At 63.7% G+C, this 21279-nt stretch carries 21 protein-coding genes and 1 pseudogene; 16 read left to right on the top strand and 6 right to left on the bottom strand.

What is annotated here, in order from left to right; all coding sequences use genetic code 11:
- Window positions 1-23: 23 nt before the first annotated feature.
- Window positions 24-332: a hypothetical protein gene (locus tag NR187_RS06870; protein ID WP_211384654.1), complete on the bottom strand. Its 309-nt coding sequence runs from the start codon at window positions 330-332 to the stop codon at window positions 24-26.
- Between the two features lie 237 nt (window positions 333-569).
- Between NR187_RS06870 and NR187_RS06865 the strand changes: the two genes are divergently transcribed.
- The 9 genes from NR187_RS06865 to NR187_RS06825 all read left to right on the top strand — a co-directional run bounded on the left by NR187_RS06865 (window position 570) and on the right by NR187_RS06825 (window position 11882).
- Complete coding sequence (locus tag NR187_RS06865) at window positions 570-1793, top strand: SMP-30/gluconolactonase/LRE family protein (RefSeq protein WP_211384653.1); 1224 nt, start codon at window positions 570-572, stop codon at window positions 1791-1793.
- Between the two features lie 131 nt (window positions 1794-1924).
- Window positions 1925-3046: a D-alanine--D-alanine ligase family protein gene (locus tag NR187_RS06860; protein WP_306235180.1), complete on the top strand. Its 1122-nt coding sequence runs from the start codon at window positions 1925-1927 to the stop codon at window positions 3044-3046.
- A gap of 59 nt (window positions 3047-3105) precedes the next feature.
- Window positions 3106-4209 (top strand): FAD-binding oxidoreductase, encoded by a 1104-nt coding sequence (locus NR187_RS06855; RefSeq protein WP_211384651.1) that lies wholly within the window; start codon window positions 3106-3108, stop codon window positions 4207-4209.
- A 283-nt stretch (window positions 4210-4492) separates the two neighbouring features.
- Window positions 4493-5704, top strand: a complete 1212-nt coding sequence (locus tag NR187_RS06850) for an ABC transporter substrate-binding protein (RefSeq protein ID WP_249129170.1) — start codon at window positions 4493-4495, stop codon at window positions 5702-5704.
- A 108-nt stretch (window positions 5705-5812) separates the two neighbouring features.
- Entirely contained in the window at window positions 5813-6688 is an 876-nt protein-coding gene (locus tag NR187_RS06845; protein ID WP_211384649.1) for a branched-chain amino acid ABC transporter permease, read from the top strand.
- 1 nt (window position 6689) lies between these two features.
- A complete protein-coding gene (locus NR187_RS06840) occupies window positions 6690-7616 on the top strand; it encodes a branched-chain amino acid ABC transporter permease (protein WP_211384648.1) in 927 nt (308 codons plus the stop codon).
- On the top strand, window positions 7616-9097 hold the full coding sequence (locus NR187_RS06835; protein ID WP_211384811.1) for an ATP-binding cassette domain-containing protein: 1482 nt from the start codon (window positions 7616-7618) through the stop codon (window positions 9095-9097). The genes NR187_RS06840 and NR187_RS06835 overlap by 1 nt, the downstream gene beginning before the upstream one ends.
- A 40-nt stretch (window positions 9098-9137) precedes the next feature.
- The gene (locus NR187_RS06830) at window positions 9138-10376 is read left to right on the top strand and encodes an ABC transporter substrate-binding protein (RefSeq protein ID WP_256806104.1); all 1239 of its coding nucleotides are present in this window, start codon (window positions 9138-9140) and stop codon (window positions 10374-10376) included.
- 195 nt (window positions 10377-10571) lie between these two features.
- Window positions 10572-11882 (top strand): ABC transporter substrate-binding protein, encoded by a 1311-nt coding sequence (locus NR187_RS06825; protein ID WP_211384646.1) that lies wholly within the window; start codon window positions 10572-10574, stop codon window positions 11880-11882.
- A gap of 82 nt (window positions 11883-11964) precedes the next feature.
- Here the strand turns inward: NR187_RS06825 and NR187_RS06820 are convergent, their stop codons facing one another.
- The 3 genes from NR187_RS06820 to NR187_RS06810 form a co-directional block, all read right to left on the bottom strand.
- A complete protein-coding gene (locus tag NR187_RS06820; RefSeq protein ID WP_256806103.1) occupies window positions 11965-13134 on the bottom strand; it encodes a Gfo/Idh/MocA family protein in 1170 nt (389 codons plus the stop codon).
- Between the two features lie 48 nt (window positions 13135-13182).
- Window positions 13183-13494 (bottom strand): septal ring lytic transglycosylase RlpA family protein, encoded by a 312-nt coding sequence (locus NR187_RS06815; RefSeq protein ID WP_211384644.1) that lies wholly within the window; start codon window positions 13492-13494, stop codon window positions 13183-13185.
- 344 nt (window positions 13495-13838) lie between these two features.
- Complete coding sequence (locus tag NR187_RS06810) at window positions 13839-14291, bottom strand: hypothetical protein (RefSeq protein ID WP_211384643.1); 453 nt, start codon at window positions 14289-14291, stop codon at window positions 13839-13841.
- 245 nt (window positions 14292-14536) lie between these two features.
- Here NR187_RS06810 and NR187_RS06805 point away from each other — a divergent pair, with 245 nt between their 5' ends.
- The 5 genes from NR187_RS06805 (at window position 14537) to NR187_RS06785 (ending at window position 18773) form a co-directional block, all read left to right on the top strand.
- Window positions 14537-14725 carry a hypothetical protein gene (locus NR187_RS06805; protein WP_211384826.1) on the top strand — a complete coding sequence of 63 codons (189 nt, stop codon included), beginning with the start codon at window positions 14537-14539 and terminating at the stop codon, window positions 14723-14725.
- 189 nt (window positions 14726-14914) lie between these two features.
- The gene (locus NR187_RS06800) at window positions 14915-15313 is read left to right on the top strand and encodes a hypothetical protein (protein ID WP_256806102.1); all 399 of its coding nucleotides are present in this window, start codon (window positions 14915-14917) and stop codon (window positions 15311-15313) included.
- Between the two features lie 242 nt (window positions 15314-15555).
- Window positions 15556-16818 (top strand): glucose-1-phosphate adenylyltransferase, encoded by a 1263-nt coding sequence (gene glgC, locus NR187_RS06795; RefSeq protein ID WP_211384641.1) that lies wholly within the window; start codon window positions 15556-15558, stop codon window positions 16816-16818.
- The gene (glgA, locus tag NR187_RS06790) at window positions 16815-18269 is read left to right on the top strand and encodes a glycogen synthase GlgA (protein WP_256806101.1); all 1455 of its coding nucleotides are present in this window, start codon (window positions 16815-16817) and stop codon (window positions 18267-18269) included. Before glgC ends, glgA begins: the two co-directional genes overlap by 4 nt.
- 243 nt (window positions 18270-18512) lie before the next feature.
- Window positions 18513-18773 carry a SemiSWEET transporter gene (locus NR187_RS06785; protein ID WP_211384639.1) on the top strand — a complete coding sequence of 87 codons (261 nt, stop codon included), beginning with the start codon at window positions 18513-18515 and terminating at the stop codon, window positions 18771-18773.
- A 6-nt stretch (window positions 18774-18779) separates the two neighbouring features.
- Here the strand turns inward: NR187_RS06785 and NR187_RS06780 are convergent.
- Window positions 18780-18970 (bottom strand): annotated as a pseudogene (locus NR187_RS06780) (hypothetical protein); the annotation flags it as partial.
- Window positions 18971-19190: 220 nt separating this feature from the next.
- On the opposite strand from NR187_RS06780, the gene NR187_RS06775 reads away from it, so the two are divergent.
- Together NR187_RS06775 and NR187_RS06770 are read left to right on the top strand one after the other, a co-directional pair.
- Window positions 19191-19463, top strand: a complete 273-nt coding sequence (locus tag NR187_RS06775) for a hypothetical protein (protein ID WP_211384638.1) — start codon at window positions 19191-19193, stop codon at window positions 19461-19463.
- 167 nt (window positions 19464-19630) lie between these two features.
- Complete coding sequence (locus NR187_RS06770; RefSeq protein WP_256806100.1) at window positions 19631-20350, top strand: Crp/Fnr family transcriptional regulator; 720 nt, start codon at window positions 19631-19633, stop codon at window positions 20348-20350.
- Window positions 20351-20377: 27 nt separating this feature from the next.
- Here the strand turns inward: NR187_RS06770 and NR187_RS06765 are convergent, their stop codons facing one another.
- A complete protein-coding gene (locus tag NR187_RS06765; RefSeq protein WP_211384636.1) occupies window positions 20378-21181 on the bottom strand; it encodes a class III extradiol ring-cleavage dioxygenase in 804 nt (267 codons plus the stop codon).
- Window positions 21182-21279 lie beyond the last annotated feature (98 nt).

Below are 21279 nucleotides of genomic sequence, written 5' to 3'. Positions count from 1 at the left end.
CCGAGGGATGGGCGGTTCGCCGGCTATCCCGCGCGGCGGGAGCGCGCCCTGCTCTCCCAGCGGTCCAGCATCTGACCGAGTTCGCCGGTGGCGACAGGTATCGCCTCGTCGGGGTTCGCGACCTCGTTGGTGTTGGCCGGCGCATTGGCGCGGAGCCAATCCGGCTCGGTGTACCCGCGCCAGCGACGCGCCGCCGCCCGCCGTTTCCGGGAGACATAGTCGCGGGTGAAATAGCCGGCCGAAAAAGCGATCGCCAGCAGCATAACCAGTACGACGACAGCGACTGCCACAGTGAACTCCGACCTGCGCCCCGAATGACGTTCTGCCAGCATCGCGCAGGAGGTCAAGGCTTGACATGCTCCACAGCCTGGCGACGCCCGGAACCGGTTTCTGCGACCCGCCCGCGCCGAGACGAATTTGTCGTTTTCTTGTTCGATATTCCAACCCGCTTGCGGCGCGATATCGCGCAGAGGATGCGAGCCTACCCCTCGCAACCGTCACCAGACCGGACTAACCTTCCCCTTGCTCGGCCGGATCAACCGGCCAGCGAACAAGACCGGGAGGACGCGATGACACGCCAAGAGGCTCAGCGTGACCAGGAGACTGCGCTTTCACGACGAACACTCGTCCGGGGACTCGCGCTCGGCGCGGCCACCATGGCCGGTGCCGGCGCCGCGCTGGCCCAGACCGGACCTGCCGCACCGCCGACGACGATCACCACCCCGCCGCGCGACTTCGGCCCCCACGGCGCGCCGACCACTTATTTCTGGGACCCCGACATCATCGCGGTCGATCCGTCCTTCAACGATCTCGCGCAGCCCAACACGGCGATCAAGCGCCTGCACACCGGCGTGCTGTGGGCCGAAGGCCCGGCCTGGAGCGCGCAGGGCCGCTATCTGCTGTGGAGCGACATTCCCAACAACCGGCAAATGCGATGGAGCGAAGACGACGGCCGCGTCAGCGTATTCCGTTCGCCGTCCAACAACTCCAACGGCAACTCGTTCGACTTCCAGGGCCGGCAGCTCTCCTGCGAACACCTGACGCGGCGGGTGACGCGTTACGAGCATGACGGCACCGCGACCGTGCTCGCCGACTCCTATCAGGGCAAGCGGCTGAACTCGCCGAACGATGTCGTTGCACATCCAGACGGCAGCTACTGGTTCACCGATCCGCCCTATGGCGGCCAGCTCTATGAAGGCGAGCCCGACGCCGCGGGCGGCCCAAGCAATTCCGGCGGCAAGCTCAATCCGCGGATCGGACAGCCGGCCGGCTTCGTGCCCGGCAAGCGCGAGCTGCCGACCAATTGCTATCGCATCGACCCATCGGGCCGCATCGATCTCGTCGTCACCGAGGAGCAGGTGCCCGATCCGAACGGGCTGTGCTTCTCTCCGGACTTCAAGAAGCTCTATGTCGTATCGACCGGCAAGGGACCGGGCGATACCGGCCCCGGTGGCAAAGGCGAGATCTTCGTGTTCGACGTCGGCAGCGACAACAAGCTCACCAACCACAAGCGATTCAGCGAGTGCGTTGTCGATGGCGTGAAGTGCGGACCGGACGGCGTGCGCTGCGACGTCAACGGCAACGTCTGGGCCTCCAGCAATGCCGGCCGCGCCGTCGGCTATAGCGGCGCGACGGTGTGGTCGCCCGAAGGCAAGCTACTCGGCCGCATCCGGCTGCCGGAAGTGTGCGGCAACATCTGCTTCGGCGGCCCGAAGCGCAACCGACTGTTCATGGCTGCGAGCCAGTCGCTCTACGCGGTGTACACGGCAACGCAAGGTGCAGGCCCGGGCTGAACGGCACAAGCCTTCAATTGCGACACGGCGCCGGTGTGCCTCGCCGGCGCCGTGTTGTTTCCATCGCTGCGTTGATGCTCGAATCGGACAACAAAGGGTGACTTCCGGATCGAGCGCATGATAATTGAGCCATGGCAGACAAAATTCGCGTCGTTGTTCTCTATGGCGGCAGGTCCGGTGAGCATGAGGTCTCGCTGAAATCGGCCGCCTCCGTATTCAGGCATCTCGACCGCACCCGCTTCGAGGTGATCCCGGTCTCCATCGACAAGACGGGCCGGTGGCAATGGAACGATCTTCAGACGCTCGATCAGTCGCACGCGACGGCTTTGCCGATTCTGCCCGATGCGCCGGAGATGCGGCTCGCCAGAGGCCCCGATGGGCGCGGAGCCCTGATGCCGATCACGCAAGGCGCTGCCAACCCGATCGAGATCGACGTCGTGTTTCCGGTCATCCACGGGCCGCTCTGCGAGGACGGCACCGTGCAAGGCCTGCTGGAATTGGCCGATGTCGCCTATGTGGGATCGGGCGTTCTCGCCTCCGCCGTCAGCATGGACAAGGATGTCGCCAAGCGGCTCGCTGAATTCGCCGGCATTCCGGTCGCGCCCTATCGCGTGCTCACCCGCAAGGCCTTGGTCCAGGACCGCATCTCATCGCTTGCGAAGGCAGTCGAGGGCCTGAATCTCCCGGTCTTCGTCAAGCCGTGCAACATGGGCTCCAGCGTCGGCATCCACAAGGTCAAGACGCAGGATGCGCTAGAAACGGCGCTCGACGATGCGTTTCGCTATGACGTCAAGGTGCTGGTCGAACAGGGCATCGACGCGCGCGAGATCGAGGTCGCGGTGCTCGAGGGCGAGACGCTGTTCGCGAGCGTCGCCAGCGAGCTGAACCCCAATGCCCATCACGAGTTCTATTCGTACGAGGCAAAATATCTCGATCCCGATGGCGCTCGGGTTGACCTTCCGGCCCGGCTCGACGCCGCGCAGATGGAGCGCGTGCGCTCACTGGCCACAGAAGTGTTCGCCGCGCTCGAATGCGGCGGCTTCGCACGCGTCGACTTCTTCCTCGACCGGCAAACCGGCGAGTTCTATTTCAATGAGATCAACACCCTGCCCGGCTTCACGTCGATCAGCATGTATCCGAAGATGATGGAAGCCTCGGGCGTACCGTATGGCGAGCTGCTGACGCGGCTCGTCGATCTGGCGCTGGACCGGCACCGGCAGCGTCAATCGCTGGAACGGGGTTACGCGAGCTAGGTTGTTTCCGATGGAGTCGAAACGGGCTCCCGGGAGCGACCTGAGTCAGGAAAGAAATCATGCGCGTTGTGATCTGCGGCGGCGGCGTGATCGGGGCCTGCACGGCTTATTTCCTGCGCCGCCGCGGCATCGACGTGACCGTCGTGGAACGGACCGAGGTCGCGGCCGCCGCGTCGGGCAAGGCCGGCGGCTTCCTGGCACGGGACTGGTGCACCGGCACGCCGCTCGATGCGTTGGCCCGGCGCAGCTTTGCGCTTCACGCACAACTGCCGGAGGAAATCTCGGGCGATTGGGGCTACCGGCCGATGACCGCCTATAGCGGTTTCGTTGCGTCCGACGGCGACGCGCGCCGGGATGCACCGTCCGCGCTTGGCTGGCTCAGCGACGGCGTCGTCATTGCACAGTGCATCGGCACGGCGGAGACGACTGCGATCGTTCATCCCCGCAAGTTCACGTCGGCCGTGATGAACGCGGCGCGGGCGCAAGGCGCGAAGCTGCATCATGGCTGTGTCACCGGCATCACGCGCGGCACTGACGGAATGACAGCCGGGGGCGTCGAGATCGATGGTGATCTGATCGAGGCGGATGCCGTCGTGATCGCGATGGGACCGTGGTCGCTGCTCGCGGCGCAATGGATGAGCCTGCCTCCCGTCTACGGCCAGCGCAGCCCGAGCATCGTCTACGACACCGACGGCGACGCACCGGCCGAAGCGTTATTCCTGGAGAGGGAGGAAGACGGCAGCGCAGTGTCGATCGAGGTCTTCCCACGCGCGGACGGCAGCACGCACATCACGGCTCTTTCCGACATCGCGCCGCTGCCGCTCGATCCCGCCGCCGTGACGCCCGATCGCGATGCGATCGCGCGGCTGCAGACCATGTCCGGGCGGCTATCGCCGCTGTTCCGTCCCGAAAGGATCATCGCGCAGCAGGCCTGTTTCCGTCCGGTGACGCAGGACGGCTTGCCCTTGATCGGCAAGGTGCCGCGGAGCGATAACCTCTATGTTGCGACCGGGCACAATGTCTGGGGCATCCTCAATGCGCCGGCGACCGGGCAAGCGCTGGCAGAACTGATCGCTGAAGGTGCAACGCGCGAGATTGACTTGTCGCCATTCGATCCCGCCCGGCTGACACCGCTCGATCCATCCCTGCTGCAAGCACGCTGAAGCGCTTGACGAGATCGCGGCTCGTCAACCGACGATTGCTCTCAGCCCTTGATACTCACGCATGCCCGCCGACGGAATCTGCATGCCTGCGCACGATCAGTGTTTCGCTGCTCTTTTGCCTGCAATTTGCGCAGCGCTAGACTTTAGTTCTCTCTCACAATCCTGAACGCAGTTTCACTTGCCGAGAGTGCCCTCGCCGGTATAGTTGCGACACAATGGCTCACAAGAGGCCTGTTCAAAGGGAGAGAACAAGATGAAGAAACGACTCTCTGTTGCGTTGCGAATGGCACTCGGTACCGCCGCAGCCGGTGTGTTGATGACGTCAGGCGCGGCACTTGCGGCCGATCCGATCAGGATCGGCGTGATCGCGGAAGCGCAGGCAATCGCCGGCGCGTCGATTCCCCAGGCGGCGCAACTCGCCGCCGACGAGATCAACGCCAAGGGCGGCGTCGATGGCCGCAAGATCGAAATCGTCGGCTACGACAATCATTCCTCCTCGGCAGATTCAGTGCGTGCGTTCCAGCGCGCGGTGAACGAGGACAAGGTCAACGTCGTGATCGCCAGCTACATCAGCGAGGTCGTGCTCGCGCTTGAGCCCTGGGCCTCGCGGCTGAAGACGCCCTTCGTTACGCCCGGCGCCGCTTCCAACGAGATCAGCAAGAGCGTGCATGCCGACTACGAGAAGAACAAATACACCTTCCACGGCTATTTGACCTCCGCGGCGCTGGCGCTGTCGGTCTGCGACGGCGCCAAGGACCTGCTCGTCGACAAGATGCACATGAAGACTGCGGTCATCATGAGCGAGGACGCCGCCTGGACCAAGCCGCTCGACGTCGGCTACGAGGAATGCCTGCCCAAGATCGGGCTGAAGGTGCTCGACCACATCCGCTTCTCGCCCGACACCACCGACTTCACGCCGATCTTCAACAAGATCGAGGGCGCCAAGCCCGACGTGATCATCACCGGAATCTCCCACGTCGGCGTGCAGCCGACGGTGCAGTGGAAGAACCAGCAGGTGCCGATCCCGATGTTCGGCATCTCCTCGCAGGCCACCAACGAGACCTTCGGCAAGGACACCAACCAGGCCGCCGAAGGCGTGCTCTACCAGGGCGTCTCCGGCCCCGGCGTGGCAGTGACGCCGAAGTCGGTGCCGTTCGCGGAGAACTTCAAGAAGAAGTTCGGCAACTATCCGTCCTATGCCGGCTACACCGCCTATGACGAGGTCTATTACATCGCCGATGCGGTGAAACGCGCGGGCTCGACCGACGCCGACAAGCTGGTCGCTGCGCTGGAGACGACCGACTGGGAAGGCACGATCGGCCGCGTCCAGTTCTATGGCAAGGATGATCCGTTCACCCACTCGATCAAGTACGGCAAGGGCCTGATCACCGGGCTGATGCTGCAATGGCAGGACGGCAAGCAGAGCGCGGTCTGGCCCAAGGACATCGCCAAGGTCGATATCAAGTTCCCGAGCTTCATCAAGCTCAGCAACTAGTCGGCAGGACATGCTCCCGGGATCACCTCCCGGGAGCTTCCACTTGCGGCGTCCCCGCAGCACCTTTCCTCAAAGCGGCAGCCCGAGCTGCCACGCGGCCAATCATCAATGCGAGCTTTCCAGATTTTGATCGATGGCTTTGCCATCAGCGCCCTCTATGCTCTCGGTGCCACCGGCTTCACGCTCATCTTCGGCGTCTCCGGCGTGCTCAACCTCTCCCACGGCGCCATCATGGTGGCGGCAGCGGTGGCGGCCTGGGCCGCCGCCAGCGTGCTGAATGTCGGCACCTATGCCGGCGCGCTGATCGGCGTCGGTGTCGCTCTCCTCACCGCCTTCGCCACCTATTTCGCGGTGGTGAAGCCCATCCAGGATTCCCGGCGCATCCCCAATGAGGAGAAGGAGATATTCGTTCTGACGGGAACGCTGCTCTGGGGCATCATGATCCAGGAGCTGATCGCCTATTTCTTCACCAATAACGCCAAAACCGTGCTGCCGATCGTCGAGGGCGTCGTCGAGATCCTCGGCGTGCGCACGCCGAAGAACGAGATCTTCACCGCGATCGTGTGCTGCCTCGTCATCGCGCTGCTGTGGCTGCTGGTGAACCGCACCCGCACCGGCAAGGCGGTGCTGGCGGCGTCGATGAACCCGCGCGGCGTCACCCTCCTCGGGCTCGAGCTCACCAACATCTACATCGTGGTGTGGGGAATCTACGGCATCCTCGCCGGCATCGCCGGCGTGCTGCTCGGCATGTTCCTCGGCGTCAGCTCCTACAGTGTCGGACCACTGACGGCGAGCGCGTTTTCGATCGTGGTGCTCGGCGGCCTCGGCAGCGTCTCAGGCTCGCTGATCGCGGCCTTCGTGGTCGGCTATCTCGAAACGCTGACGGCCTATCTGGTCTCGCCGGCCTACCGCACCATTCCGGCGCTGCTGCTGCTCGTGTTCGTGATGTACATCCGGCCCCAGGGCCTTCTGGGGAGGCGCTGAGATGTCCAGCTTTTTCACCTCACGCCTGTTCTTCATCTCGCTCGCGCTCGTCGTCGTCGCGGCGACGCTGCCGCTCTACGTCTCCGGCTACGTGCTGGGCCTGCTCACCGTGGCGTTCTATTTCGGCGTGTTCGCGATGGCCTGGGACCTGCTGTTCGGCTTCGCCGGCGAGGTCAATTTCGGCCCGACCTTCCTGATCGGCGTCGGCGCCTACACCGCCGGCATCCTGAATGCCCAGTTCGGCTGGTCGGTCTATCTCTGCATCGTACTCGGCGCGCTTGCCTCCGTCATCGCCGGTCTCGTGCTGGCCTTGCCGGCGCTTCGGGTGCGCGGACCCTATTTCGGCCTGACCACGCTGGTCGCGGTGCTGATGCTGCAGAACTTCATCGTGGTGTTCGCCGATCTGACCGGCGGCGAGATCGGGCTGACCATCCCCGACGTCATCACCATCAACGCCGGCGCCAATTACTGGATCGCGCTCGGCTTCATGACGATCTCGGCCGCGATCCTCTACGGGCTGTCGCAATCGCCGATCGGCCTCGTGCTCCAGGCCAGCGGCCAGGATCCGGTGCAGGCCGGCGCGCTCGGCTTCAACATCGTCAAGCACAAGCTCGCCGCCTTCATCGTCAGCGCGTTCTTCTCCGGGCTCTCGGGCGCGCTGCTGGTGTTCTATTTCGGCACCGCCTCGGTCGGCACCGTGGTCGACGTCGCGGTCGGCGTCAACGTCATCGTCTCGGCCGTGCTCGGCGGCCGGCGCACCGTGCTTGGCGCTGCGCTGGGCGCGATCTTCCTGATCGTCGCCGGCGAATTCCTGCGGCCGACCGGGGAGCTTGCGACCTTCATCGTCTCGGCGGTCGCCCTGCTCGTCGTGCTGTTCTTTCCCGGCGGCTTCCTCGGAGCGGCCCTCTCGCGCGAGGCTCGTTCGTGATGGATATGAGGCTTTCAAACCGGGCCGTGCTCGAAGTCCGCGGTCTGACCAAGCGCTTCGGCGGTCTCACGGCGGTGAAGAACCTCGGCTTCGAGGTCAACGGCGGCGAGATCTTCGGCCTGATCGGGCCGAACGGCTCGGGCAAGTCGACCGCGATGAAAAGCGTGATGGGCATCGAGCGCCCGACCGCGGGCGAGGTGATCTTCGAAGGCGAGAACGTCGCCGGCCTGCCCGCGCACAAGATCGCGCGCAAGGGCTTTGGCATGGTGTTCCAGCACTCGCGTCCGCTGAACCGGCAGACGGTGCTGGAGAACATCATGGTGGCGCTGTTGCCGGACAGCCTGTTCATGCTGTTCCCGGACAAGGCGCTGATCGAGCGCGCCAAATGGATCGCCGACCGCGTCGGCCTCGGCGCCGTCATGCACCGCCGCCCGCCGACGCTGCCATTCGCGGATTTGCGCCGGCTGGAACTCGCCAAGGCCATCGCGCGCGATCCAAAAGTCGTGCTGGTGGACGAGCCCTTCGCCGGGCTGACGCGGGCCGAGGTCGAAATCTTCTCCGACCTGATCCGCAGCTTTCGCGACGAGGGCCGTGCGGTGATGCTGGTCGACCACAACGTCAAGAGCGTCGCCGCGCTCGTCGACCGCGTGCTCGCGATGTATCTCGGCGAGGAGATCGTCACCGGCAAGGCCGAGGACGTCATGAAGAACGAGACCGTGCGGCGGGTCTATCTCGGCGGCGCCATCGAGACCCATGCGCGGCCCGAGACCAGCTTCAAGGACAAGGTGCCGCTGCTCCAGGTCGAGAATGTCAGCGTATTCTACGGCAAGGCGCAGGCGCTGGAGAACGTCTCTATCCACGTCCACGAGGGCGAGTTCGTCTCGATCGTCGGCCTCAACGGCGCCGGCAAGACCACGCTGTTCAACACCATCTCCGGCTTCCTGCCCTATAGCGGAGAGATCGTGCGCGGCGGCGACAGGCTGCGCGGCACCAGCCCGGCCAGGATCGCACGCAGCGGTCTCGTGCAATGTCCGGAATCGCGCGAGCTGTTCGGCGAGATGAGCGTGCGGGAAAATCTCGATCTCGGCGGCCAGCATCTGGCCGACGAGGCCCGCGCAAAGCAGCTCGCCTGGTTGTTCGAGCTGTTCCCGATCCTGAAGGAACGCCAGGGCCAGATGGCGCAGACGCTCTCCGGCGGCGAGCAGCAGATGCTCGCGATCGGCCGCGCGCTGATGATGCAGCCGCAGATCCTGATCCTGGACGAGCCGACGCTGGGCCTCGCCCCCGTCATCCTCGAACAATTGTCCAAGGCGCTGACGAAGCTGCGGCAGACCACCTCGATCACGGTGCTGCTCGGCGAGCAGAACGTGACCTTCGCGCTTCCGCATGCCGACCGCGTCTATGTGCTGGAGCATGCCCGGGTCGTCTGGGAGGGCGATCCCGGCCGCTTCGCCGCGGAAGCCGGCGCCGATTTTCTGTAGCGCGCAAGCATCAACAAGAACAAACGAAAGGGAAACGACCATGCGACCATCGACGAATATGAGCAGCAGCCTCCTCGCCTCCGCGCTGGCGCTGTGCCTCGCTGCTCCCGCCTACGCGCAGTCGAACGATCCGATCAAGATCGGCGTCATCGCCGAGGTGCAATCGATCGCCGGTGCCGCGACGCCGGGCGGCGCCCAGATCGCCGCTGACGAGATCAACGCCAAGGGCGGCATCCTCGGCCGCAAGATCGAGATCGTGACCTACGACAACAAGAGCTCCTCGGCGGACTCCGTGCGCGCGTTCCAGCGTGCCGTCAGCGAGGACAAGGTGTCGGCGGTGATCGCGAGCTACATCAGCGAGGTCGTGCTGGCGCTCGAGCCCTGGGCGGCGCGGCTGAAGATGCCGCTGATCACCCCCGGTGCCGCCTCGAACGAGATCACCAAGGCGATCCACAACGACTACGAGAAGAACAAATACACCTTCCACGGCTATCTGACCTCGGCTGCCCAGGCCCAGCTCGTCTGCGACGCCGCCAAGGATCTCCTCGTTGACAAGCTCAAATTCAAGACCGTCGCGATCATGAGCGAGGACGCCGCCTGGACCAAACCGCTCGACGTCGGCTACGAGGCCTGCCTGCCCAAGGCGGGCCTGAAAGTCGTCGAGCACGTGCGCTTCTCGCCCGACACCACCGACTTCACGCCGATCTTCAACAACATCGAGGGCAAGAAGCCTGATGTGATCGTGACCGGCATCTCGCATGTCGGCGTACAGCCGACGGTGCAGTGGAAGAACCAGCAGGTGCCGGTCCCGATGTTCGGAATCAGCGCGCAGGCGCTGAGCCCGACCTTCTGGAAGGACACCAATGGCGCCGCCGACGGCGTGCCGTCGCTCGCCGTCGCGACGCCCGACGTCGCCGTGACCTCCAAGACCAAACCGTTCGCAGCCGCCTACAAGGCCAAGTTCGGCGCGCCGCCGGCCTATACCGGCTATACCGCCTATGACGAGGTCTATTTCATTACGGAAGCCATCAAGCGCGCAGGCTCGACCGATCCCGACAAGATGGTCACCGAGCTCGAGAAGACCGATTTCGAGGGCACGATTGGCCGCATCCAGTTTTATGGCAAGGATGACGAGTTCACCCATGGCATCAAGTCCGGCCCCACAACCGTGTCCGGCCTGGTCTTCCAATGGCAGGACGGCAAGCAGGTCGTGGTGTGGCCGGAGAAAATCGCCGAAGGAAAGCTGAAGTTTCCGGCGTTCGTGAAACTGTCGCAGTAAATCGGCTTACGCCAGCATCAAGCCCATCGCTCCGCGGGGAGCGGTGGGCTTTTGCTTTGCCTTTCGCAGGTGCGTTGTGTGCCGCGGCCGGCGCGTATCGACCTTGGGCGATGTTGACTTTCCGCGGTCCCGCTCGCCATACTTCGAAAAAAAATAACAAGACCAGATCATAAGACGGTTTCGAGGGAGGATAGAATGCCGACTTCACGCAGGCAGCTGCTGAAGAGCTCGGCGGCTGCCGCCGCCGCACTCAGCCTGGATTGGACACGGGCCCAGGCGCAAGCCGAGAATCTGCGCATTGGCCTGATCTACGATTTGACCGGCCCGTTCGCCGCCGGCGGTTCGGTCGCTTCCTCGGTCGGCGCGCAGATCGCCATCGACCTCGTCAACGAGAAGGGCGGCATCGGCGGCAAGACCAAGATCGTGCCGGTCGCGGCGGATTCGCAGAGCAAGGCGGACGTGGCGATCAACGAGGCCGAGCGGCTGATCAGCCAGGAAAAGATCGACATCATCAACGGCGTCTATTCGAGCGCGCATGCCGTGCCGATGGCGGCGAAGGTCGAGCAGCAGAAGAAGATCCTCTGGATCACGACCGCGGTCTCGACCGCCGTGTTCAAGGACAAGAACCTGCAATATGTGTTTCGCGCGCAGATCCATTCGGACCAGTATGGCCAGGCCTTTGCCGGCTTCATGAACGAGCACGCCAAGGCGAAGCTCGGCATGGAGCCAAAGGACGTCAAGATCGCGTTGATCCACGAGGACGGCCCTTACGGTGTTGGCGTCGCCGCCGCGGACGAGGCCTATGCCAAGGAGGCCGGACTTCAGGTCGTGCTGAAAGAGGGCTATTCGGCTTCGGCCCCCGATTTGTCGGTGCTTGTCACAAAAATCAAGCGCGCCAAGGCCGATGTGATCTCGCATGCCGGCTACAATCCGGACATCACGCTGTTCCTGCGCCAGGCCCGCGAGAGCGGCCTGCGCTTCAAGATGCTGTTCGGCGCCGGCGCCGGCTACAGCCAGCTCGACAAGCTGCGCGCGACCTTCGGCGCCGACATCGACAATTTCTGCAACATCGATCCGGTGCCGGCACAATTGCTCGATCCCGCCAAGCTTGCGCCGGGCATCGGCGATCTGACCAAGATCATGGTCTCGCGCTACCAGGCCAAGACCGGCGCGACCGACGTACCGCCGCACTGTTCGATGGGCTTCAACCAGACCTGGGTGCTGCTCAACAACGTGCTGCCGGTCGCCAAGGAAAAGTACGGCGGCTTCGAGCCCGAGGCCATCCGCAAGGCCGCGCTCGACGTCGACATTCCCGCCGGCGGCACCATCCAAGGCTATGGCGTGAAATTCTTCCCGCCGGGCACGCCGCTCTCCGGCCAGAACGAGCGCTCGACGCCCGTGGTGATGCAGAATGCCGGCGAGCACATCTCCGTGGTGTGGCCGACCAACATCAGGACGCGGGACCCGGTGTTTCCGCTGCCGAAGGGATCGACTTACGGGACGTGAGACTATCGTTCTGCGCCTCTCCCCGCTTGCGGGGAGAGGGAGCAGTCCAGCTGCGGCGATAGTTCTACCCACTCGCCACGCCCTACAGCACCACCCGCCGCCCCTCCTCCGCCGCCCAATAGCCGGCGTAGTTCACCTTGATCGTCTCGTAGGCCAGCGCGAGGTCCGACAGCGGCTGCCGGCCCGTCGCGGCACACTCCATGAAATCCTGGATCTCCTGGAGATAGCCGCGGGTCCATTCCTCCTCCAGGCAGACATATTGCCAGCCGGTTTTGCGGTCGACCTTCTCGGTGATGTAGACGGAGGCGAGCTTCTCCTCGGAGGTCTGGTAGCTCATCAGATGCGTGTTCGGCGTGATGTTGGCGAACAGCGAGCCGCCGGAGGTGTAGGTCTCGATCAGGTTGCGCACGCCGCCCATGATCATGTCGCCGGAGAACACGGTGGCCTTGGTGCCGTCGGAGAAGGTCGCGGTGAGCGTGCCCCAGTCCTCGACGTCGACGGGATTGGCCTTGATGTAGGTGCGCTCCTCCGGCTTGAGGACGGCCGTGACGTTGCCGACATCGCCGGTGACGCTGGCAACACGGATGGTTTCGCCGCGCGCTCTGGCCTCGACCTGCTTCAGATAGAGCACGGCGGAGAGCGGATGGCACCCCATCCGGATCAGCGATCCGCCGCCGGTCATCGCCCATTGCGCGGCATGCGCCGCATGCGAGCCGGAATGACTCTCCTCGCCTTTCATGAACAGGATCTTGTCCTTGGTGGCCTTGATGATTTCCGCGGTCTTGGTCACCGCGGGCGCGTAGATCCAGTCCTCGGCATACATGAAAAGCCTGCCGGTACGTTCGATCGCGGCGCGGGTCGCGTCCATCTCCTCCAGCACGCGTTCGTACATCTGCGCCTTCGGGACGTGCTTGCCGATCGGCTGTTTGTCGCCCTGACGGCCGAAATAGCCGGCAAAGGGCTTTTCACAGATCACGTGCTTGCCGGCCTGCATGCTGGCGACGATCATCCCGGCATGGAAATTGGGCGGCGTGCAGATATCGATCACGTCGAGTTCGCGGTCGGCGATCAGTTCGGCAAAGCTGCGGTAGACGCGCGGGATCTGATGGCGGGCGGCGAATTCGACGACGTGGTCCCCGCGCGCGGCGACCGCCGCGACCTCGACATCCACGCCGTAGACGCGCCGGAACGCATACATATGCAGCTCCGACACGAAGCCGCAGCCGACGAGTCCCACCCTGATCCTGGCCATAGCGCCCCTCACCCATACCTTGGGCAGCACTATAGCGCGCCGGCAGGTCTATTCCACCGAGACCCGCACCACGCCGGCGCTCATCATGCCAAGCGCTCTGGCGGCCGGCACCGAGAGATCGACGATGCGACCGCGGATGAAGGGGCCGCGATCGTTGACGCGGCACTGAATCGAGCGGCTACCATACGACACCCGCAGCATGCTGCCGAAGGGCCGCGTCCGGTGAGCGCAGGTCAGTTCGCCTTTTCCGGCCTTTCCGTATCCGTAATAGGAGGCAAGCCCGCTTTCAGCGTGGGCGACAGAAAAAGCTGAAAGCAAGAAGGTAGCTAGACAAAACAATAGCGTCGGCTGCGCTCGCACGGCACCGCTCCCCGTTAGCCCTGCCCCGCGCTACAAACGTTCCGCTGTTCCACGAGGTTCCAAGCCGCGGCAGGGCCCGGCCGGTGGTGCCATCACACATTGTTACTGTTTATGAAGCACCCGCGTGCGAGCCGGCGCAGCCGCTGCGTGCGTTCGCGTCTATGTCAAAGGCCTGCCTATGACAAATCAGCGGGCTTGCCGAATGGCCGGCAAGCCCGACCTGCAACCGCATGATACGATTGGCGCCCCGTCTACCCGTTCAGGCATGCCCAAACCCGATTCAAGCATGATCAGGTTCAGGCATCCCTTGGTCTACCGGGTCTTCGTCTACCGGGCTCGCGAGTTCACCAATGGCGACGGTAGTATCGATGATAGCCACCGTAGGGCCTGTAGTATCCATAACGCGGACCATAGTAAGGCCGGTAATATCGACGGTAGCCGTAATACCGGGGATAGACGTAAGGCTGCGCGTAGCCACCATAATACGGACCGCCGCCATAGTAGGCTGGCGCATAACCATAACCGTAGCCCGGATATCCATAGCCGCCGTAATACGGGCCGCCGCCGTAATAGCCGCCGCTCGCGATAGCGCCGCCGATGATCGCGCCGGCCGCGAGACCACCGATGCCCAATCCCCAGCCGCCGCCGCGCCAATGCACCTGCGTGGCGTCGTTGGGAACCATCGTCTTCATGGTTTCGATATTGGTCGGCATCGGCGCCGCCGCGGCCTGCTCCAATTGGCCGACCGTCACGGTTATTGCCAGTGCACAGGCAGCTCCTGTCTTCCAGATGCTCATCGCTTCACTCCTTGTCTGACGCCTCGATCTCAAACGTCGCACACCACGATGGCGTTTCATTGCCCCAAGTCAAAGACTTCGTTTTGCGGTGCACCGCACAAGACAGCAGGGACTCCGCCGCCCGTGCCATGTGGTCCGTACGCCTCCGTCAAACCACCTAGGTAAGTCTCCCTAAGATAAGCAGCGCAATATCCAAGCCGCCAGGTTCTGGTTGATCGTGCCCAGGTGGGCACGGAGGGGCCTTGATGAGCCATTCAATTCACCATGCGGATCGCGCGACCCACCGCAAAATCGTGATTGTGGCGCTGCTCGCTGCCATCTCGGTCACTGCATTCACACTGTGTGTTCATGTGTATGCCAAGCCGGCTACGATCGAAGCAGCGCTCGGAAGGCCGCATATCGCAGGCAGCGCGGTGCTCGCCGCTTCCCGTTGACTGGAGGAAATCCATGCGAAGGAAAAGAGCCGAAGCCAAAGTGATCGCGGAGACTTTCGATCCCGCGCTCTGGTCGATTGCGACCGCGCTCACCGCCGCCGTTGTTTACCTGACTTGCCTGATCTAGGCCAACCCTGGTCGGAAGCATTCGGGATTGAGGTCACCTGGCGTCGACGGTTTGCATAATCCATGTTGCTGTCTCAACCGTTCAGCGACGATACGGACGATTACCGTGCCATGATCGCGACGGCCGTTGCCTTGGCATGTTGCGCAATCGGTCTCGTCGTCGTGACGTTGTTGTTGGTCACTGGCGACCGCTTCGAGTTCAGGCCGCCACCCGAAACCGCCACACTTGATGACAATCTCGTTCGATTGTTCGAAGCCCTCGACGGCATGGCCGCAAGGATGGCCCGCGTAAAGACGGGCGACGCCTGGACAACGCCCGGGCAGGACAGCAAACCGGCCGGGATCGGAAATTTGGCTGTCGAGCCAACCAGGCGGCATATCGTCACTCGCCTGAAAAGCCCGTGGTGCACGGGTATCCTTGCCCATCAGCCGTTCCATACCTGCAGGCCCAGGCCCCAATAGCGACGATGAGCCAAGCCGGCCGGACAGATCGCCTGGCCCGGCCATCGTCATCCCGGCGGCCGATCCGGGAACGCCGGCCCACGCGGGCCGCGATAAAGCATTAAGGTTCATGCGTTTCGCAACCAACAACCTACTTTCCGACTTACCGTTCCTACCGCTACTATTCTTTGCCCGACGGCGCCCGACAGGCCCTCCGTGAGAGAGGGATTTTGGCTGCGCCCCAGTCTGTGTGGGAGGATCAAATGAGTGCCGCGAGACCCGAGCCGCTTGCCCGCCAGGCGCTGGCCTTCGTTCTGGCCGGCGGACGCGGCAGCCGGCTGCTGGAGTTGACCGACCGGCGCGCCAAGCCCGCGGTTTATTTCGGCGGAAAATCCCGCATCATCGATTTCGCGCTGTCGAACGCGGTGAACTCGGGCATTCGCCGTATCGCGGTCGCGACCCAGTACAAGGCGCACAGCCTGATCCGGCATCTTCAGATGGGCTGGAACTTCTTCCGCCCCGAGCGCAACGAGAGCTTCGACATCCTCCCGGCGAGCCAGCGCGTCTCCGAGAACATGTGGTATGTCGGCACGGCGGATGCGGTCTACCAGAACATCGACATCATCGAATCCCACGCCTGCCGCTTCATCGTCGTGCTCGCCGGCGACCACATCTACAAGATGGACTACGAGGTGATGCTGCGCCAGCACGTCGAGAGCGGCGCCGACGTCACCGTCGGCTGCCTGGAGATGCCGCGCCAGGAATCTTCCGGCTTCGGCATCATGCACATCGACGAGAACGGCTGGATCAAGTCGTTCCTGGAGAAACCGGCCGATCCGCCGCCGATGCCCGGCAAGCCGGATGTCTCGCTGGCCAGCATGGGCATTTACGTGTTCAACGCGAAATTCCTGTTCGAGGAGCTCAAGCGCGACGCCGAGGACCCGAACTCCAACCACGATTTCGGCAAGGACATCATTCCCTACCTCGTCAAGCACGGCCGCGCCATGGCGCACCAGTACTCGACCTCCTGCGTCCGCTCCGGCGAAGACCCCCGCTCCTACTGGCGCGACGTCGGCACGGTCGACGCCTATTGGGCCGCCAATATCGACCTCACCGACGTGGTGCCGGAACTCGATCTGTTCGACCGCGCCTGGCCGATCTGGTCCTATTCGGAGATCACGCCTCCGGCGAAATTCGTCCATGACGAGGAGAGTCGCCGCGGCCAGGCCGTGAGCTCGCTGGTCTCGGGCGGCTGCATCATTTCCGGCGCCTCGCTGCGGCGTTCGCTGCTGTTCACCGGCGTGCGCATCAACTCCTATGCCAATGTCGAGAACGCTGTGATCATGCCCTACGTCAATATCGGCCGCGGCGCGCGCTTGAAGAACGTCGTGATCGATCGCGGCGTCGAGATCCCGGAAGGCCTCGTCGTCGGCGAGGATCCCGAGCTGGACGCAAAGCGCTTCCGCACCACCGAACAGGGCATTTCGCTCATCACCCAGCCGATGCTCGACAGGCTCAATACATGACGCCTGTTCGCGTCCTCGCGGTCGCCTCTGAAGTCTATCCCATCGTCAAGACCGGCGGCCTCGCGGACGTCGCCGGCGCGCTGCCGATTGCGCTGAAGGCGCATGGCATCGAGATGCGCACGCTGATGCCGGGCTATCCCGACGTGATGAGGCTGCTGGGGGGAGCCGAGGAAATCCGGCGCTGGCCGGATTATTTCGGCGGCCCCGGACGCCTGCTGGCCGGCTCACATGACGGCCTCGACCTGTTCGTGCTCGACGTGCCGCATCTCTACGCGCGGCCTGGCAACCCTTACGTGACGGCCGAAGGCGTCGACTGGCCGGACAATGGCGTGCGCTTTGCGGCCCTGTCGCGCATCGCGGCCGATATCGGCCACGGCCTCGTTTCCGCCTTCGTGCCTGACGTGGTGCATGCCCATGACTGGCAGGCCGGGCTGACGCCGGCCTATCTGCACTACGACAACCGGCCACGGCCCGCCACCGTGATGACCATCCACAACATGGCCTATCAGGGCAAGTTCGCTCCTCAGCTCATCGGAACGATTGGCCTTCCCTGGCACGCCTTCAACGTCGACGCCCTCGAATATTTCGGCGGCATCAGTTTCCTGAAGGCAGGCCTGCAGTTCGCCGATCGCATCACCACGGTGTCGCCGACCTACGCGCAGGAAATCCAGAGCGACGAGGGCGGCATGGGGTTCGGCGGCCTGCTTCGCGCCCGCGCCAGCGTGCTGAGCGGTATCCTCAACGGCATCGACATCGAGGTGTGGAACCCGCAACGCGACCCGCACATCGCCTACCGCTTCGGCGCGGAGGACCTCACGTTCCGGGCCGCAAACAAGGCCGTGCTCCAGCAGCAGTTCAATCTGGATTCCTCCGACGAGGCGCCATTGCTCGGTGTCATCAGCCGCCTGTCCTGGCAGAAGGGGCTCGATCTCCTGCTCGAGGCCATTCCGACCATTTTGCGCGAAGGCATGCAGCTCGCGCTGCTCGGCAGCGGCGACCGCGATCTGCAGGATCGCTATCAGGCCGCCGCGCGTGCGAACCCCGGCCGGATCGGGGTCGTGATCGGCTATGACGAAATTCTCGCGCATCTGATCCAGGCCGGCTCGGACGCGCTCATCGTGCCGTCTCGCTTCGAGCCGTGCGGCCTGACACAGCTCTGCGCGCTGCGCTACGGCGCCGTGCCCATCGTCTCGCGCGTCGGCGGTCTCGAGGATACCATTGTCGATATCGGCGAGGCCGCTGCGTCAGGCCGCGATGCCACCGGCTTCAAGTTCGCACCCGTCACCGCGGACGCCCTCGCCGGCACACTGCGCAAGGCCAACACCGCCTTCCACGACAAGCCGACCTGGCGCCGGCTGCAATTGAGCGGCCTTGCAACCGACGTGTCCTGGCGCAACCGCGCAGGCGACTATGCCGCGCTCTATCGCGATCTCATTGCTGGACGCACCTGAAGCGGCAGGCCTCTCGCATTTGAATAGCGGCTTCCTGCGGCGCATCCGTCGAGACGCCCGCATCCGCGGCCTCCTCGGGATGAGGGCGGAATATGCGGCAACAATTTCCACAGCACCGTGCTGCCCAGCCTCATCCTGAGGGGGGCCTAAGCGCCGTCTCGAAGGACGAGGCGCGGGCAGACTGCCGCCTGGAGGGCCGCCTCAGACGCTCTGCCGCCGCCGAATCAATGTTATAGAGCCGCCATGGACCCCTTCGCGATCAAGCTGATCGGCTTCGCTGCCGCCACCTGCACCACAATCGCCTACGCGCCCCAGGCCATCAAGGTCTGGAAGACCCGTTCGGCGCGCGACATTTCGCTCGGCATGTTCCTGATCATGGTGCTGGGCCTGGCACTCTGGCTGATATACGGCCTGCTCTCCGGCGACGCTCCGCTGGTCGCCGCCAACACCGTCACCATGGTGCTCGCCGGCGGCATTCTGGTGATGAAGCTGAAGTACGGTTAGGCTTGTTCAAGCCTCGGATTTCTCTTCCGGAGAAAACCGGAGCCGCTTGTACTGCAACTTCACCGCGCGATAGCATTCGCGGGTCGCCTTATTGAGCTCTGCGACGTTGACGACTCGATGTGGCCGCGGCTGAATCGAATGACGTTCGCCTGCTGAAGAGCATGAGCGACCAGCGAAACGCTGTTCCGGCGAGCTCCTGGAAACGAGGAGAATAGGCACGCTGGAGTGCGGACCGCCGGGTCCCGCCCAAAAGCCGGCGTCACGATTCAACCTTTGCGAGATTCAGTCTCAGGCCATGCGCCCGATTTCGCTTGCATTTGCAGGTACAGGCGCCCAGGGTCCTTATGTGCGTTAGCTGACATAATTGGCGGACCGGTCAGACTGAGTGATATCCCTCGCGGCCGTTCGGAGCGCATCATGCCCGACCATTACTTCCGGATTACCAGGTGCGACGGCGGCACGGTCGAGCATCTGGCCGAGATCGCGGATCATAAATCTGCATGGACGGAAACGACGAGAGTGTTCGGGGATTTGGCGCGAGACTGCATTCTCGAAAAAAATGCCGAATGGCGGATCGAGCTTCTGGGTCCAAGACGGGAGCCCATCTATCGCATTCGGCTGCTCGCCGAGACATGTGAAGGCCCCGCAGCGGTTAGCTGTCGCGCCGCAGATACAGGCGAGCCTTACTGACGTTCTCGACCGGATTCCCTTCGATCCTTATGTCAAAATCTGGCATAGTGAAATAAAGACTCGCTATGTGCGGTACGGCTCTTACTGTTGTTCCATTATCGGATATCCGCATGAGGCACCGATAGCTGAGAGTTCTCTGCGCTCCCGCCTGTCCCAGGGAGCGACGCATGAAGAACCTCTTGCTGAGGCATCTTTCCGAAACCGATTTCAGAATCCTCGAACCGCACTTGAAGACAGTCGCCTTCGAGCAGCATTCTCTGCTGTTCGAGGCCGATCAGGAAATTCGCTCCGTTTACTTTCCTGCCGGCGCAGTGGTCTCGCTGGTGGTGACCCTCTCGACCGGAGAGATGATTGAAACTGCGATGGTCGGAATCGATGGCGTCGTCGGCGCAGCCGCGGCGCTGGACGGGCGGATGTCCCTCTGTCGCGGCATCGTTCAACTTGGCGGAGACATCGTCGTCTGCAATATGGATGCGCTGAAGACGGCCACGCTCCAGAGTCCCAGGTTGTTGGCGCTCCTTATGCGGCATGAGCAGGCCGTCTACGCCCAAGCCCAGCAGTCGGCAGCGTGCTTCGCCTCGCATAGCGTCCAGGCCCGGCTCTGTCGCTGGCTGCTGCGCGCGCGTGACTTGTCCGGCAGCGACCAACTCCAGTTCACGCAGGAATATCTCGGACAGATGCTGGGCGCTCGGCGATCGAGCGTGACCGTCGTCGCACGCACGCTGCAAGCGGCCGGTCTGATCCGTTACGCGCGCGGCAAGATCAGGATTCTGGATGCCGAGGGGCTGGAGGAAGGCACGTGCGAATGTTACGCCGCCGTCAAGGCTCGCTATGAGCAATTGCTCGGAACGGATACCGCGAGAAAGATCGACGCGTCGTTGGCGTAAATCGTGAATTGAGTGCAGCCGCGCGATTCAGGGCTGATTGCCGAACACATACGACGCCATCGCGACGTTTGCGACCTCGTCGACAAAAACGCGATGGCCGACGTCGCTGCCGGCCGCACCGGCGGCCACCATCAGCGGCAGCAGATGATCTTCGCGCGGATGGGCCAGACGCGCGCTCGGGGCGTTCTCCCAGTCAACCAGCATCGCGTTGCGGCGCGCCGCATCCTTGTGGCTGATCGCCTCGTTCAAATAGGCCTCGAAATCATACGAGACCGGCTTCGACTCTGCCCGCCCGAAGCCACGCATGTTGTGATAGGTGAGCCCGCTGCCGACGATCAAAATGCCTTCATCGCGCAGCGATGCGATCGCCTCCCCGGCCCTGACGTGCTCGGCCGCATCATAGGTCGATCTCAGCGACAGCAGCACGATCGGCATGTCGGCGTTCGGATACATCAGCCCGAGCGGCACGAAGGTGCCGTGATCGAAGCCCTGATTGGGATCCTCCCGGCAATCGAGGCCGGCGCGCGTGAGCAGCGCCTTCACCTCCGCGGCGAGCTCGGGCCGGCCCGGCGCCGGATATTTCAGGTGATAGGTGTGCTCGGGGAAACCGTAATAATCGTACACCATCGGCGGATGCGCCGAGGTCGACACGGTGAAGGCGTCGGCCTCCCAATGGCCGGTGATGACGAGCACCGCCTTGGGTTTCTCGGGCAGAAGCTGCGGCAACCGGCCGAACTCTTCGGCGGTCCTGGCATATTGCACCCGCCTGTCCTCCATGAAAGGCCAGGGGCCGCCGCCATGCGACAGGAAGAAGGTAGGAAACCGCGTCATTGGTGGAAGCTCATCTCGTTGGCCACATACGATCGGCCGCGAGCATAGGCAAACTCCTATGGTTAGCAAGACGTTAACGATTCACCGCACAAAATCGC

It is taken from the genome of Bradyrhizobium sp. Bra64, assembly GCF_024519875.1.
Taxonomy (GTDB): domain Bacteria; phylum Pseudomonadota; class Alphaproteobacteria; order Rhizobiales; family Xanthobacteraceae; genus Bradyrhizobium; species Bradyrhizobium japonicum_G.
This window is presented reverse-complemented; position numbering and strand designations above follow the sequence as displayed.

Excerpts from the sequence above, each read along its gene's own strand:
- NR187_RS06840 (WP_211384648.1), top strand. The coding sequence starts at position 6,690 with ATGTCCAGCTTTTTCACCTCACGCCTGTTCTTCATCTCGCTCGCGCTC.
- NR187_RS06855 (WP_211384651.1), top strand. The coding sequence starts at position 3,106 with ATGCGCGTTGTGATCTGCGGCGGCGGCGTGATCGGGGCCTGCACGGCT.
- NR187_RS06860 (WP_306235180.1), top strand. The coding sequence starts at position 1,925 with ATGGCAGACAAAATTCGCGTCGTTGTTCTCTATGGCGGCAGGTCCGGT.
- NR187_RS06800 (WP_256806102.1), top strand. The coding sequence starts at position 14,915 with ATGTTGCTGTCTCAACCGTTCAGCGACGATACGGACGATTACCGTGCC.
- NR187_RS06870 (WP_211384654.1), bottom strand. The coding sequence starts at position 332 with ATGCTGGCAGAACGTCATTCGGGGCGCAGGTCGGAGTTCACTGTGGCA.
- NR187_RS06765 (WP_211384636.1), bottom strand. The coding sequence starts at position 21,181 with ATGACGCGGTTTCCTACCTTCTTCCTGTCGCATGGCGGCGGCCCCTGG.
- NR187_RS06835 (WP_211384811.1), top strand. The coding sequence starts at position 7,616 with ATGGATATGAGGCTTTCAAACCGGGCCGTGCTCGAAGTCCGCGGTCTG.
- NR187_RS06845 (WP_211384649.1), top strand. The coding sequence starts at position 5,813 with ATGCGAGCTTTCCAGATTTTGATCGATGGCTTTGCCATCAGCGCCCTC.
- NR187_RS06820 (WP_256806103.1), bottom strand. The coding sequence starts at position 13,134 with ATGGCCAGGATCAGGGTGGGACTCGTCGGCTGCGGCTTCGTGTCGGAG.
- NR187_RS06785 (WP_211384639.1), top strand. The coding sequence starts at position 18,513 with ATGGACCCCTTCGCGATCAAGCTGATCGGCTTCGCTGCCGCCACCTGC.
- glgA (WP_256806101.1), top strand. The coding sequence starts at position 16,815 with ATGACGCCTGTTCGCGTCCTCGCGGTCGCCTCTGAAGTCTATCCCATC.
- NR187_RS06775 (WP_211384638.1), top strand. The coding sequence starts at position 19,191 with ATGCCCGACCATTACTTCCGGATTACCAGGTGCGACGGCGGCACGGTC.
- NR187_RS06865 (WP_211384653.1), top strand. The coding sequence starts at position 570 with ATGACACGCCAAGAGGCTCAGCGTGACCAGGAGACTGCGCTTTCACGA.
- NR187_RS06770 (WP_256806100.1), top strand. The coding sequence starts at position 19,631 with ATGAAGAACCTCTTGCTGAGGCATCTTTCCGAAACCGATTTCAGAATC.
- NR187_RS06825 (WP_211384646.1), top strand. The coding sequence starts at position 10,572 with ATGCCGACTTCACGCAGGCAGCTGCTGAAGAGCTCGGCGGCTGCCGCC.
- NR187_RS06830 (WP_256806104.1), top strand. The coding sequence starts at position 9,138 with ATGCGACCATCGACGAATATGAGCAGCAGCCTCCTCGCCTCCGCGCTG.
- NR187_RS06850 (WP_249129170.1), top strand. The coding sequence starts at position 4,493 with ATGGCACTCGGTACCGCCGCAGCCGGTGTGTTGATGACGTCAGGCGCG.
- glgC (WP_211384641.1), top strand. The coding sequence starts at position 15,556 with ATGAGTGCCGCGAGACCCGAGCCGCTTGCCCGCCAGGCGCTGGCCTTC.
- NR187_RS06810 (WP_211384643.1), bottom strand. The coding sequence starts at position 14,291 with ATGAGCATCTGGAAGACAGGAGCTGCCTGTGCACTGGCAATAACCGTG.
- NR187_RS06805 (WP_211384826.1), top strand. The coding sequence starts at position 14,537 with ATGAGCCATTCAATTCACCATGCGGATCGCGCGACCCACCGCAAAATC.